We start from the raw sequence: 13,600 nt of genomic DNA on the forward strand, positions 1-13,600 counted from the left end.
ATGAAGCGGCCGCTGGTCTGGCTGCTGCTGTGTTTGCTCCCTGCGCTGGCGACAGCGCAGGACGAACCGCTGCGGCTGGGTTTCAAGGGCGAATTGCTGTCGTTGAGCCGGACTCAGGTGATTTCCCGCGAGCCGTTGCCTTCAGATCTGCAGACGCCACTAGGGAGTTTGTGGAAGTTGTTTGTCTACGGCTGGTTGGTGGATACCGGCGCGCGAGAACCTGCGTATGAATGTCGCGGGCAGTCGAAGGAAGAAGTTTATTGCTGCACGGCTGGCGGAAAAATTGGGCGTGATCAGGCGTTGGTGAAGTCCTGCGGGTTGTACTTTGAGCCTGCGCGGCTGGGCATTGCCGGGGCTGATTGGCGCCAGTATTGGCAGGCACGGCAGGCGCCGGAGTGGTTGCTGAACCTGCCGTCGTTGCAGCCGTCGACGCGGGTTTCGGTCGCTGAATTGTTGAAAGTGCTGGCTGTGATGCCGGCGCAGGATCAGGCCCGGCGCGTGTTGCTTGATGTAGTGCTGAATGCCGCTGACGGCAATGTCGTCGGTGAACTCGGCGGTCGGTTGCGGGTGAAAACCTGGAGCTGGCTAGGGGATCAGGACCCTGAGTCACGTCAGGGTGGGTTTGCCGGATGGACGACGGATGGCACGCCGATCTGGGCCGGAGGGCGCGGGACCAGTCAGATGGTTTTGCGCAATTACGGCGGGGCGCTGGCTTCGGTGTTGCCGGTGGAATGGCCATTGGATGCGGGGCGTTGTGTCGAGGTAGGGCTGTTTTCGCGTTATCCGATTGGGCGCGTGCTGGCGGGGGATCGGTTGGTTGGATCGGGTCCGTTGCAGGGCGACTATCGCGTTGAATTCGCCAATGGCAATCAACTGGATATCCACAGCAACGGCGAGTTGTTTTTGGTGGGCGACAAATTGGTTGCCCGTCTGGACCGCGAAGAATACGTCGCCCGAGTCCTGCAACGGGAAGCCAAAGCCGAACCTTTAGAGGCTGCCAAGGCTCTGGCCGTCGCTATCCGCACCTATCTTCTACAAAACGCCTCCCGTAACGGTGACTGCCTGAGCATCGACGACAGCAGCAACCGTCAGCGCGTCGCCCCGCGCCCGGCCACCGCCGAATCGCGGAACATCGCCGCGTGGACCAGCGACCTGGTCCTGGCCGGCAGCACCGTCACCTACCACTCCGACCAACCCGGCCCGGACAAACTCTCTTGGCAACAAGCCGTCGAACAAGCCAACGCCGGCCAACGCTACGACGCCATCCTGCTGCACGCCTACCCGCGCGCCAGCCTCAGCCGCTGGGACAACCCGGTCGCCTCCTGCGAGGCGCTGCCCGCCGCGCAAGACTGGCTGCAAACCCAACGCCGCGGCTGGCGCCAACGCCTCGAAAACGAAGTCGGCTACAACGAAGTCAACACCTTCGCCGTCTGCCGCCTCGCCTTCGGCCGCCCCTACGTCGACCGCGAACGCCAGCGCATCTACGTGCGTGGCGTGCTGTCGCTACAGGATCGCCTCGACCTGACCCACGAATACCTGCACCTGGCCTTCGAAGCACACCCGAACGGCCAGGATGAAACCTACATCGAAGGGCTCGCCCGTCACCTCTTGCTGGAATAGGCCATGAAACTCCGTTATCCACAGGTCTTCCTGTTCCTTTGTACCTTTTGCGCACTGCCGACGACCTTCGCCGCTGCTGTCGACCTCGATACCCCCGTGGGTGGTTGGCGAACCGGTGCCGTTGAAGGCGAAGGCGAAAACTACCGCCAGCCCGTCAACTACCCCGCGTCCTCGGTCAACACCCCGGCAGGCCAGGCCAACACCGCACGCATCAGCGGCCAGATCAAAGCCACGCCCAAGTCGGGCGAGCCTGGCCGATTGATCGTCAACGGCATCAGCATGCCGCTGAAAATCGACGCCGCCGGACGCTTTGATCGGCCGTATTCGTTTCCCAACGGTAGTAACAGTGTGGAAGTCCGTAGCCCGGATGGTCAGCAGCGGCACCGCACGCAGTTTCTTCATACCAGTGGTGGGGCCACGCCGGCCAAGTTGCGGGTGTTGCTGTCGTGGGATAGCGACAACACGGATCTGGATTTGCACCTGGTTACGCCGGATGGGGCGCATATCTGGTACGGCGATCGTGTCGCACCCAACGGCGCGGCGCTGGATGTTGACGTGACCACGGGGTATGGCCCGGAGATCTTCTCCATGCCGGCACCGATCAAAGGGCAGTACCTGGTTTATGTGAACTACTTCGGGGGTGGGTATCGGAGTGATGAGGACGGGCAGGAAGATGCGGTCCAGGCGCTGACGACTGCGCAGGTGACGGTGATTACGGAGGAAGGGACGCCTAACGAGAAGATGGAGACTTTTCTGGTGCCGATGCGGGCGGTGGGGGAGTTGACGTTGGTTAAGGGGTTTAGTTATCCGTGACGGGGATTGTGCAAGCAGCTCTTGCACAATTGAATTGGGCAGCAGCTTGCTGCCCAATTGCTTGAATGACGGTAGACAGGTTAGGTCAGCAGGCTGCTGACCAATTTCGGAACGTTCAGGCGTTTTCTGAGACTGAGGCTGAACAGTCGAGATCATCCAGATTCACTTTTACTCGCTGAGGCACTGCGAGCCGTTCCGTAACCACCCTCACAAGCGCCACCTCTTCCTCGATGGACGACTTTTTTACTGGCGAACGCTGACTTGAGCCTTCTTCGGCCGGGGGCTTGGTGGGGGCGATGATGAACTACCTCCGATAATGACTTTTTTCCAGACATTAAAAAGCCGGCTTGTGGGCGGCGTTGTTTTGTAGTTTTGCCCAGTGTTTATTGAGGTATGTAGAGGGTTTTTAGTTTTGTCCCCCCATTTGTCCCCCCATGTTTAAAGTTCGTGCCTTAGAAATCGAGTAAATGTTCAGGGGGTGGATACATTCTGCGGAAGCCCTGTTGGAGATTTTTACCTAGGCAATGTAGGGGTTCCGGATCATTCAAGACGAGTTTACTAAACTGCGTCTCTACAATACGTGTGCCAGGGGCATTCGTAGTATTCAGCGTCCCTTGATGCGCGCCTGCCAAGCTGCGCTGAGAAGCTTCATGGGCGACAATCGGCTGTATTCCTATCTGCTGTATATTGATACAGTACTATTTGGTCGCTACTCAAGCTCGCATGGTTGCTTCTGTTGTCCTTACCCTTGCAAGCCCCTTCCCTGTGATGAGGTAGAGCGTGAGGCGCCGAGTAGAGCCCTGAGTGCCATTTTTAGGCATGTGAGCAGAAAAAGTGCTATCTCAAATTTTGAGTAGCTACCTAGTAGGTGCATGTCATGTTACATTACATACATCACGTGCAGCTAGGTTAGCAAGAAGGTAGGTATGTCAGTAGGTCAGAGTGGGCGAGTGGTTATCGAGCTAGACCCCGCGATTAAACGAGAACTGTATTCGCTATTAGCGAAGAATGGTATGACGTTGAAGGATTGGTTTCTTTCTCAAGCGGCAAGTTATATCGAAACGGGAGGGCAATTCAAACTAGAGTTGTCCCACAGTACAAAACATGAGAAAGATCTGCGTTGAGCAGGGGGGCGTAGAGTGCTTTTCGAGGTCATAGAGAACCAGCAGTTACATTTGAGCGGAATTCCGTTTCCTACTAGCGGAGGATTTGAGCGGTTTGAGTTGATCAAAAAGCAGTCGATCATTCGGAGAACTGTGAGTCTGCGCTCAGGTGAGGAGAGGGTTTCTGATATATCCTTACCTTCAGGGTTGGTCGTTTCAGAAAACTTAGCTGATTCGTATGACTTGGCATGGCTTCAGTCGAAGTCAAAACCTGTAGCTATAAATTCAAGCAATAATAAAACTATTCGAGCTGCTGACCTATTTTGCGGTTGCGGAGGACTTTCTGTCGGGTTGAGGGAAGCTGCTAGAGCGCTAGAAACTGAAGTGGAATTTGTATTTGCCTCGGATATCAATGAGGCGGCTCTTTCGGTTTATCAGCAAAATATTTCTCCCTTTTTTTCCTCAAGTCTTCCAATCGAAAGCTATATTGATGGGGATTTGGGGGCTAAAGTTACTAGCGCTGAAAAAGTGTTGATAGATAAAATTGGTAGGATTGATTTTGTTTTTGCAGGCCCTCCATGTCAGGGGCACTCAGATCTTAATAATCATACGCGCAGAGATGATCCGAAGAATCAGCTGGTTCTTAGGGTTGCAAGATTTGCAGAATTGTTTCGTCCAAAGTTTTTAGTTATAGAAAATGTTCCTGGCATAAAGCATGACCGTCTAGGATCGTTGCTAGAAGCAAAAAAAGCGTTAAGTGTATTAGGTTATAGCTTAGATGAAACCTTGATGAGGGCCGAAAAGTTTGGTGTGCCTCAAGCTAGAAAACGATTTTTCTTAGTTGCTGTTCTTGATGGAGAAAGCGATCTTTCGTCTTTAGATATGTCCCATGAAGGTCAATCGAGAGATGTTGCTTGGGCGATAACTGACCTGTTGGGTACTTCCGAGACTGATGTTTTTGACACGTCAGCAGTTCACTCTCAGGAAAATAAGCGAAGAATTAAGTTCCTTTTTGAGCATGGCCTCTATGATTTGCCCAATTCAGAGCGCCCGTCTTGTCATAGAGACAAAAAGCACTCGTATACATCCGTGTATGGACGAATGCATTGGAATAAACCGTCCCAAACAATAACTACCGGATTTGGTTCGGTAGGGCAGGGGAGATTTGTTCATCCACTTAAAGAAAGAACCTTGACTCCTCATGAGGCAGCAAGGATTCAATTTTTTCCAGATTTTTTTGAATTTGGGGATTTTGGGCGGAGGCAGTTACAGTTGCTAATCGGTAACGCAGTCCCGTCTAAACTTGCATATGTGCTTGCTCTCCATCAGTTAAGGTAATCAAATGAAGGCTGTAAGTTTGTTCTCTGGTATCGGGGGCATCGAGGTTGGCCTCGCAAAGCACGGTTTTGAAACAAGCTTGTTTTGCGAGATAGACCCTTTAGCGAGGAGTGTACTCAGAAAAAACTTTCCTGATGCAGAGGTCCATGACGATATTCTCTCGTTGGAAAATTTGCCGGACGCGGATATTGTTACCGCAGGGTTTCCGTGTCAGGACTTAAGTCAGGCGGGGGGGAAGAAAGGTATTTCTGGAGCAAAGTCAGGGCTCGTTACTACACTTTTTTCTTTAATTGAAAAACGATCGCTAAAAGATAGGCCTGAGTGGATATTAATCGAAAATGTACCCTACATGCTTCGATTGAATCGCGGTCAAGCGATGAACTTTGTTACGTCTGAATTGACGCGACTGGGTTACAGCTGGGCTTACCGTGTAGTGGATGCCAGGTGCTTTGGACTTCCTCAACGTCGCGCCCGAGTAGTTCTTTTGGCATCAAAGAGTGCCAAACCTTGGAATGTTCTTTTTGCCGATAACTATCCTGAGCCTGATATGGATGGGAAACCATCAGTTATCGAAGGTGCGGATGCATTTGGTTTTTACTGGACAGAAGGATTGCGGGGTGTAGGTTGGGTTCGCGAGGGGGTGCCTCCTATAAAGTGCGGTAGTACTCTTGGTATTGCTTCTCCCCCCGCAGTTTGGTTTCCATCCGATGATTATGTAGGAACCCTAGATATTAAAGACGCGGAAAGATTGCAGGGTTTTCCTGAGGGATGGACGGATTTTTCTGCGCATGGAACTGAAGGTAGAGCGAGTTTTAGGTGGCGCTTAATAGGCAACGCAGTCTCAACAAAAGTCTCCGAGTGGGTAGGCGGAAATATTATCAAGCATGAAGCCGTAGAGGTTCGATCTGCACCGCTAGATCGAAAGAAAGCTTGGCCAAATGCTGCTTTTGGTAATGCGGATGGTGTTTACTCGGCAGATGTAAGTAAGTGGGCGAGTCGGAGCGAAGCGCTCAAATTGTCCTCTTTCTTGAAGTTTGATTTAAAGCCACTGTCCAGGCGGGCCACAGAAGGATTTTTGGAGCGTGCAAGGAGATGTACGAATGTGGTTTATTCAGAGGCGTTTTTAGTGTCGCTTCAGAAGCACTCTAATACTTTTTTGTAAATTAAAGGGACTGTTATGCTTGCAAAAATTAATGCGCTTTTTTCAGAGCTTCTAGAAACTTATAACAGCATATCGAACACTAGCACTTCAAAGTACCTTGGTATTAGGGATTTGCTTGCTGATACGCTAGATTTAGAACCTGAAGGAGTTTATATAACAGGTGCAAAAAAGCGCATTAGTAACCTAGATACTAGGTTGGCACAAGGGAATCAACGCAATCAACATACACCCTTAGGCGTCGCGTTCATCAATATTTCATCTGAGGGGAAAACTCGGGATGAAACAATAGATGCGGCTAGATCTAGCTTTACTACTACTGTTCGAAAATTTGTCAGCGGAGAAGAGCGAGGGACAATCTTTGATGGAGTACTCGGATTCATTCAAGTAGATGACGAAGATGTTGTCGTTCCCTTGGTTTTTTTGTACTCGCAGAACTGTAACTTTGCCGAAAAGATTAAAGATACTATCCCGGATTTTAATTCCCATAGTCAGCTGATCAATAAAATAACAGCCCCGGGAGTGGTAGCAAGTGTTGTTTCATCGACAGCACCCAACCCAGTCAGTCAGGCAGTCTCCGCTGTCCTAGATACATCTTTGATAACCTTATGCTCAAGTGCGCTAAGTAATGCGGGGATGAAAATTCCGGAAGGAGTTTTGTCTCGTTTCGTAGCTTCTTTGTTGGTCAAGCGCTTTGTTATTTTGGCTGGCCTCTCTGGAAGTGGTAAAACTAAGTTGGCGATAGCTTTTGCTGAGTGGATCAAGGAGTTTGATGAGCAGCTTAAGGTCGTATCGGTTGGTGCAGACTGGAATGGTACTGAAAGTGTTTTTGGATATAGAGATGCGCTTGACCCCAATCGCTTCGTTAAACCAGTTTCCGGAATTCTCGATATTGTCATTAAGGCAGAAGACGATCCGTCCAGACCTTATTTTTTAATTCTCGATGAGATGAATTTGTCTCATGTTGAACGCTATTTTTCAGACTTTCTATCTGCTATGGAATCTGACTGTGAAATTAATTTACATACTGCTGAAGATGCGATTGATGGGGTTCCTCCATCTATTGAGCTTCCCAAGAATTTGTTCATTATAGGGACGGTTAATGTTGATGAAACAACCTATATGTTCTCGCCAAAGGTCCTTGATCGAGCGAATGTAATTGAATTCACAGTTGAGGAATCTGATTTAAAAGATTTTCTTGGTGCTCCGTCTAGAATCAATATGCAAGCGATAGTTGGGCTAGGTATGCAATATCAGTCAGCGATTGTAGAGTCTGCCAAAAGAGCAGATATAGATTTGATAAATTTACCTAGTGATATTGCTGATGGTTCAATCGTTCAACAGCAAATTACAGAAATGCTGCTGCAAGGGTTTCGATTGCTAAAGCCAATTGGAGCGGAATTCGGATTCCGTACTGCCATTGAAGTTATTCGGTTTACATATTTTCATGCTCAATTGGTGGGCAGTGGGTGGGATGTAAAGGATTCATTTGATGCCCAGATGGTTCAAAAGTTAATGCCGAAGCTTCATGGTTCTGAAAGACGCCTGCGACCCGTGCTCGATGCTCTTGAAGAGCTTTGTAATACTTCAGGTTTGAAGTTGTCTGGAGAAAAAGTTTCTCGGATGCAGGGTCGATTGAGAGATGGATTTACTAGTTTTCTTGAGTGAAAATTCATGGCGAATAGTGCGGATCTTGAATTTAAAGATATTGCTGGAGAGGTGTTGGGGCATATAAGTATCTTTGCTCCTTCAAATTTAATTGATGGCATTGTAGAGGTTAGCTCCATCGATGCGGAGCAGTATTTTGAAGAGCCCGTTCAAATTTACGAAGCCGCTCAATACGAGTATCAGCTGTTATCTCGTATTCCCGGCTGTACAGTCAGAACGGCGTGCGGTGTTGTCGGCTTAAAAGCTAGCCAAATTCCAACCCTGATCGGATGTGGAGTAATTGATACCGGGAGTTATGTTGGACGATTAGAATTAGAGTTGATTTCTGCTGCTGGGGATTTACTTTCGTCTATCGCATTGGAGGTCAGGTCTAGAAAAATAGGATACAGAGACGATTTTCGAGAGATGGCCGAGTCAATTGCTAATCATTCAATAGAACTTCTGTTTGATATTCGTTCCCCAACTACATTTAAGCAAAAGCATGTAGATGATTACTCAAGTAGTGGTTGTTATCAAAAGATTCTTTTTTTGAAAGGGACGCTAGCATCAAAGCGTTTTAAGGATGCCCTGTCTTTTGTTATTTCAAGGCCGAATGAGGTTCTGAAAAAAGAAAGAGTTTTTAGGAGTATACGGCAAGGTGTTAAGCCTACGTCAAAAAGTTTGCGAGAGATAGCTTCAGCAGTTAGGCGAACTGGCGTGGCTGATAATCACCCTATCAAAGAGTATGTTAATTCGCTACCTGACGCTTTGACTTATTCATCGCGGGTTTTGTCGCAAGATACGCCGGAAAATCAGTTTGTTAAGTTTGTTTTGGAGAGTTTCTTAACTTATTTATCCTCGATAGATAGAGGTATTTCAGGTTTGGCTGGTGAGCAATATGCTCGTATATCTGCTGATGTTAAGATTCTTATCAAGCAGCTAGAGACTGCATTGTGCGATCGATTGTTTGCAAGGGTTTCTAAGATGTCTAGTATTCCCTTTTCTAGCCAAGTATTGCAGCGTCGAGAAGGGTATCGAGAGATTTTAAATGTATGGCTTCGATTTGATCTTGCGATGCAGCTTTCCTGGTCTTCAGGTATGGATATTTTTCATGCGGGACAGAAAAATGTCGCTCTTTTGTACGAGTATTGGGTGTTTTTTGAATTGGTATCTCTTCTTAAAAGATTCTGCTCGTTTGGGGACGAGATTTTATCAAATGTCTTTGAGATGAGTAAAGATCAACTTTCTCTCAGGCTAAAGCAGGGGAGGAATATATCCTTTAAAGGCTCTGCTGTATTTGGGGCGGAATCTTTGTCTGTGCGGTTTGATTATAATCGTAGTTTTCCATATACAGACTCGCCTATCGCTTCAGGCTCTTGGAGCAGAACGATGAGGCCAGATTACTCACTGAGTTTTTGGCCTGTAAACGAAAGCGAAAATGAGTCGGAAGCCAATGGCACAATGGTTCGGCTTCATTTTGACGCTAAGTATCGTGTCGATGCATATGAAAAAATATTTAGCCGTGATGCTTTTGTTTCTGAAGATGCAGGTCATAACGAGTATGATGAGGGGGCAAAGGATAATTCAAATCGAAAAACATATAAGCGTGATGATCTTCTAAAGATGCATGCTTATAGAGATGCTATAAAAAGAAGTTTTGGTGCTTATGTTTTATATCCAGGGTCGCTTAACTATAATTTACAAGGCTATCATGAGGTACTGCCTGGAGTAGGCGCGTTTGTGATGCGCCCAGGAATGGATTCAAAATACCTTACTGAGTTTTTTAATGATTTACTCGGTCACCTGACAAACTCCACCTCTAGGCTTGATGTGGCAGTTTATACTGCAAAAATATATCATTGATATAGCGTGTAGTAGCGTGCCATTATAAGGTTCGATAAGTCAGCCCGGTTTTTCAGTGGGATCTCTTGCTACCTCCATTAATACATTGTGATCGTTAAAGGCGCTTTAATACCGAGCTCGCGCCCTCTAATGACAACTCTAGTGTTTACGTGATGATCCTTGCATGACCAACTTGATCAAGGGGCCCAGTGTGGTGCCCAGGCGTACCAGTCGCGTCAGGCTGCTTACGCCGCCACTCTTGGCACCCTTGCCGGTCAGAAAACCCAGCAGGATTACGGCAGCCACGCCCCAGAGCGGGGCATGCTTGATCCCGAATCCGCCCTGAAGGTTTTGTGTCATCCCGCGTACCCGTTGCAAGGGTTGCAGGAGTTGCGCGGATTCCTGGCGAATTTCCTGGCGATGCATTTCCATGCGCAGTCGAATCAGTGCCTTGCGCATTTCCGTGCGCGAGCTGTTGTGAGGCAGTTCAGGCAGGCTCATGGCAACAGACGCTCCCGATCGTTGGCCAGTTCTTCCAAGGTGCCATGGAAGGGCGAGGACTCATCGAAAATCGCCGCCCTCAGACGCATCCCACAGAAAATGCAGGCGAGGATATAGAACACGCAAAGCCCGATAATGGCGGGTAGGCGATAGGTGTCCCAAAACAGGATCATCACCAGCGTCGACAACCCCACCAGCAACAGCAAGGCAAATACCAGCGCGAGGCCCGCAAAGAGCAAAAGGCTAACGGTGCGGGCTTTTTGTTCCTGCAATTCTATGCCGAACAGCTCGACGTGGCTGTGCAGCAACCCAAGAAATGCGGCACCCAGGCGCCGTGGTGAGGAGTTTGGTCCCGTCGCGGACGGGCCGGATTCGCCGATCGCCATAATCAGCGCCGGGTTGCCAGCAGACCAATAAGGAAACCCACGCCGGCCGCGATACCGACCGATTGCCATGGGTTGCTCTGCACATAGTCTTCGGTTGCGGTAACAGCGGCTTTGCCGCGTTCACGCAAGGAGTCTTCGGTTAGTTTCAAGGTTTCCCGTGCACGCAGCAAACTCTCGTGGATCTGTTCGCGCAACTCATCAGCCTGATCGCCCGCCAGAGTCGCCGTGTGTTCCAGCAGCCGTTCGGTGTCGCTGACGAGTGTCTGAAAATCGTTCATCAGGATTTCTTTAGCCCCTTCTGCTGTCTTACTGACCATGACTATGTCCGAAGTTGTTGGTGTGAATTTTTTGAGTACGGACCTTGAATGAAGGTTCAACGAATTTTCTCGATTCACATACCAAATTGTCGAATCGGTCCGTGATGGTCCCTTGTCGTTGGAGTCAGCTCAACAACTAGTTTTTTCTCTGTGCGCACTTACTCGTGAACGCACCGTAGCGATCACCTGAGGTGATAAAATTGCTTGCATGGGGGAAAGGGGGCGAATGGACTACCTTGCGACAAGCCGGTCACCACTCCCTGTTAATTTCATGCGGCTGCCAAGCGCCTGAATTCCCGTGTCGACCGATATTTTAAGGCACTATGCGGATACTCTCGCTGCAATACTCTAAGGCTCTCGCCATTCCGTAGCATCAAATCCCGGTCGAGCTAGGCCATTTGTGTCGCGCAAGTAAGCTTCTACCGAAGTCACTTTGCATGACTCAGACAGATATACACTGATGCGAAAGCAGCTGTAGTCTACTCATACCTACCCTCAGATCCGTCTGCGCTCGGCCGATATGGAGTAACCGGTGAAACGGAATTCATGACTGATTTGAAGTGAGAGCGATGAAATGGCAAGAGACAACTTTACCCCTGCAACCAAGAGCGCACTGGCGCGAAATGTCCACTTCCGATGCGTGTACCCGGGATGTCCGGTAGTCACTCATGCCTCCACCCCACATGGGGATAACGTCAATTTAGGCCACGCTGCGCATATTTCAGCCGCTGCTCAAGGGGGACCTCGGTTTGACGACGAGTTGACTCCCGCGCAACGCAGAGCTTATGAGAACGGTGCGTGGCTCTGTGCCAATCACGCGAAGCTGGTAGACGATGATGAGTTGACGTTCCCTCGTGAAACCATGAGGGGGTGGCAACGTAAAATGGAAGAGAGCGCGAGAGCCGCTGTTTATGGGGCACCGATGAATGCTAACTTCGACTTTTCCGAAATATGCAGCAAGCTGGAGCTATTCCTTAAGGCTTGCAGGAAAGCAACATTCAGTGTTTATCGGGAACCCAAATACATCCAAGTGCCCCGAGAATGTGTAACCGCCATGCAGGAGCTGATCAGGCAATGCCCCAAAGACCATTGGAGGCCAGTACATCAGTGGCATTCACTGCATCCAATCACGCACGCTATTCAAGTACGAGCCGTTAATGCGGTTCGGCGGATCTTCCACGAGGTAACTGATTACAACAAATGGTACAGCGATGGCTACACATACGTGATACTTGGCGCAGCCAACACTTGGAGCCTCACTCCTGCTGAGGAAATCACGCGCGTAAATCAAACGGCTGCTATCGTTTGTGAGGCGCTATTAGAGTTCACCGAATGCATTGGCCATCTTAACGAGTATGCAGCTGGCAGAAGGCATCCAGGCAACATCATGTAGTAAATTTTCAACATCGCGCCTTATGTAGTTGGTCAGAAAGTAAAGTAGTGTGTTTTGCCTTTGCACCATCACACACTTCAAGGGCATGCTAATGCGTGATGAACCAAGCATTAGCATGCCCTTGATGTATCAGCGCATCTTTGAATAATATTCTACTTAAAGTATTTTTTGTTTAAACCCAAAAGTATCATGTGTTTGTCGAAGCATAATGGGATACTTTGACAGCTCCCGCCTGCATTTTTGACGTCATGTTCTTCTACTGTTGGAAGGTATTTAGGCAAATCTTCATCTTCTATTTCTGTGTCATCAATTGAGCAATTAAAGCTGGCAGTCGGCATGCAAACCACATCGGGTAGAGTCTTGGTTAGTCCAGCGTTTTTAGATTTTTCAGCGGCTGCGAAGTGTTTCCCTCCAAATCCCGGCCCTACTCCACTTTTATACGACACTGGATTACCCTGAGTGTCCGTTCCCAAATACCAACCGAAGGTGTAGTGATAACTTCCCGCTGGCGCATTTCCCGCAAAACTTCCCGAGTTTGAACAAACTGCTTGGTCATCACACATAGCATTTTGCTGGCTGCTGATGCTCTCTACACGCATCTGACCTTCTTTGTCCGTGTAGATGTTGTTAATTCGGACGGGGGTGTTTGGAACGCGGCAATCCCATTCTTTCAACCCATAGTACTGATCTATCCGAATTAGAGAGCACGCTGCTACATCGTCTTGAGCTTGTACCGCGCTGCCAAGAATCATCAAAAAAGGGAGTAGGACAAGCGTTGAGCGTTTCATGGGGGCCTTCCTTGCAAAGTTAAAAATGAGCGAAGTCTTGATGCGCATCCGAGGGGTTTGCCTCGTCTCAGGGACTCGCTGGGGGCGAGGCTCACCCCAATACTACCAAAACGGTAGTATCGAGTGAAAGACAAGCAATCACGATGCCGTTTTATTAAATGGATTGTGTGCATGTCAGTCTTGGGAAAGCGCATAAAGCAGGCCCGCGTGCAGGCAGGCTTATCGCAGGAGCGGTTAGGTTTGGATGCTGGTTTGGATGAGATGTCTGCGAGTACTCGCATGAATCGCTATGAGCTGGGAAAGCGGGTTCCAGCTCCTGACTTTGTCGAGCGTTTGAGCAAGGTGCTCAACGTACCGGCAGCATTTTTTTATGCCGTTGAGGATGATGAGGCAGAATTGCTGGTCAAGTTTCATAAGCTTCATGAGTTGGGACGTGTGGAGCTAATGAGTCGGCTGGATGAGTTGCTTGTCGCCAAGCCCTCAGACTAATTTTGTAAGTGCCGGGTCGCCGGCCTTTCTTGCTATAACTTCAAATATTAGGCATGAGACCACCACGGCGATCAGCAATGGCCAAAAGCGCGCCAGGATGATCACAAGCAAAACGGCCAAGACACAGCTCGCCAGTATTCCGAAAAACAGAAAAAGTAGACCGATAAAGCGTATTACATTCATCTTGATTTCCTTCAGGCATAA

The 13,600-nt window shown here is 49.2% G+C and carries 12 protein-coding genes; 7 read left to right on the forward strand and 5 right to left on the reverse strand.

Annotated elements, in window-relative coordinates; all coding sequences use genetic code 11:
- The 6 genes from HB680_RS27990 (at position 1) to HB680_RS28015 (ending at position 9,543) form a co-directional block, all read left to right on the forward strand.
- Positions 1–1,620, forward strand: coding sequence for a DUF2300 domain-containing protein (locus tag HB680_RS27990; protein WP_213941571.1), 1,620 nt, complete (start codon positions 1–3; stop codon positions 1,618–1,620).
- A 3-nt stretch (positions 1,621–1,623) separates the two neighbouring features.
- Positions 1,624–2,433, forward strand: a complete 810-nt coding sequence (locus tag HB680_RS27995; RefSeq protein WP_213941572.1) for a DUF2135 domain-containing protein — start codon at positions 1,624–1,626, stop codon at positions 2,431–2,433.
- A 1,139-nt stretch (positions 2,434–3,572) separates the two neighbouring features.
- Positions 3,573–4,874 carry a DNA cytosine methyltransferase gene (locus tag HB680_RS28000; protein WP_213941573.1) on the forward strand — a complete coding sequence of 434 codons (1,302 nt, stop codon included), beginning with the start codon at positions 3,573–3,575 and terminating at the stop codon, positions 4,872–4,874.
- A 4-nt stretch (positions 4,875–4,878) separates the two neighbouring features.
- A complete protein-coding gene (gene dcm / locus HB680_RS28005) occupies positions 4,879–6,036 on the forward strand; it encodes a DNA (cytosine-5-)-methyltransferase (RefSeq protein ID WP_213941574.1) in 1,158 nt (385 codons plus the stop codon).
- A gap of 15 nt (positions 6,037–6,051) precedes the next feature.
- Positions 6,052–7,701 carry a hypothetical protein gene (locus HB680_RS28010; RefSeq protein ID WP_213941575.1) on the forward strand — a complete coding sequence of 550 codons (1,650 nt, stop codon included), beginning with the start codon at positions 6,052–6,054 and terminating at the stop codon, positions 7,699–7,701.
- A gap of 6 nt (positions 7,702–7,707) precedes the next feature.
- Positions 7,708–9,543: a DUF2357 domain-containing protein gene (locus HB680_RS28015; protein ID WP_213941576.1), complete on the forward strand. Its 1,836-nt coding sequence runs from the start codon at positions 7,708–7,710 to the stop codon at positions 9,541–9,543.
- A 138-nt stretch (positions 9,544–9,681) separates the two neighbouring features.
- On the opposite strand, the gene HB680_RS28020 is transcribed toward HB680_RS28015, so the two are convergent.
- From HB680_RS28020 to HB680_RS28035, 4 genes are all read right to left on the reverse strand, one after another.
- On the reverse strand, positions 9,682–10,023 hold the full coding sequence (locus tag HB680_RS28020) for a hypothetical protein (protein WP_213941577.1): 342 nt from the start codon (positions 10,021–10,023) through the stop codon (positions 9,682–9,684).
- A complete protein-coding gene (locus HB680_RS28025; protein ID WP_213941578.1) occupies positions 10,020–10,409 on the reverse strand; it encodes a phage holin family protein in 390 nt (129 codons plus the stop codon). Before HB680_RS28025 ends, HB680_RS28020 begins: the two co-directional genes overlap by 4 nt.
- A 2-nt stretch (positions 10,410–10,411) precedes the next feature.
- On the reverse strand, positions 10,412–10,726 hold the full coding sequence (locus HB680_RS28030; protein WP_213941579.1) for a YqjD family protein: 315 nt from the start codon (positions 10,724–10,726) through the stop codon (positions 10,412–10,414).
- Positions 10,727–12,271: 1,545 nt separating this feature from the next.
- Positions 12,272–12,907, reverse strand: coding sequence for a hypothetical protein (locus tag HB680_RS28035; RefSeq protein WP_213941580.1), 636 nt, complete (start codon positions 12,905–12,907; stop codon positions 12,272–12,274).
- Between the two features lie 123 nt (positions 12,908–13,030).
- Here HB680_RS28035 and HB680_RS28040 point away from each other — a divergent pair, with 123 nt between their 5' ends.
- Complete coding sequence (locus HB680_RS28040) at positions 13,031–13,396, forward strand: helix-turn-helix transcriptional regulator (RefSeq protein ID WP_346657420.1); 366 nt, start codon at positions 13,031–13,033, stop codon at positions 13,394–13,396.
- Here HB680_RS28040 and HB680_RS28045 read toward each other — a convergent pair.
- A complete protein-coding gene (locus HB680_RS28045; RefSeq protein WP_213941581.1) occupies positions 13,388–13,579 on the reverse strand; it encodes a hypothetical protein in 192 nt (63 codons plus the stop codon). The genes HB680_RS28040 and HB680_RS28045 overlap by 9 nt on opposite strands.
- Positions 13,580–13,600: the final 21 nt, after the last annotated feature.

The organism is Pseudomonas sp. dw_612 (assembly GCF_018449725.1).
Taxonomy (GTDB): Bacteria; Pseudomonadota; Gammaproteobacteria; order Pseudomonadales; family Pseudomonadaceae; genus Aquipseudomonas.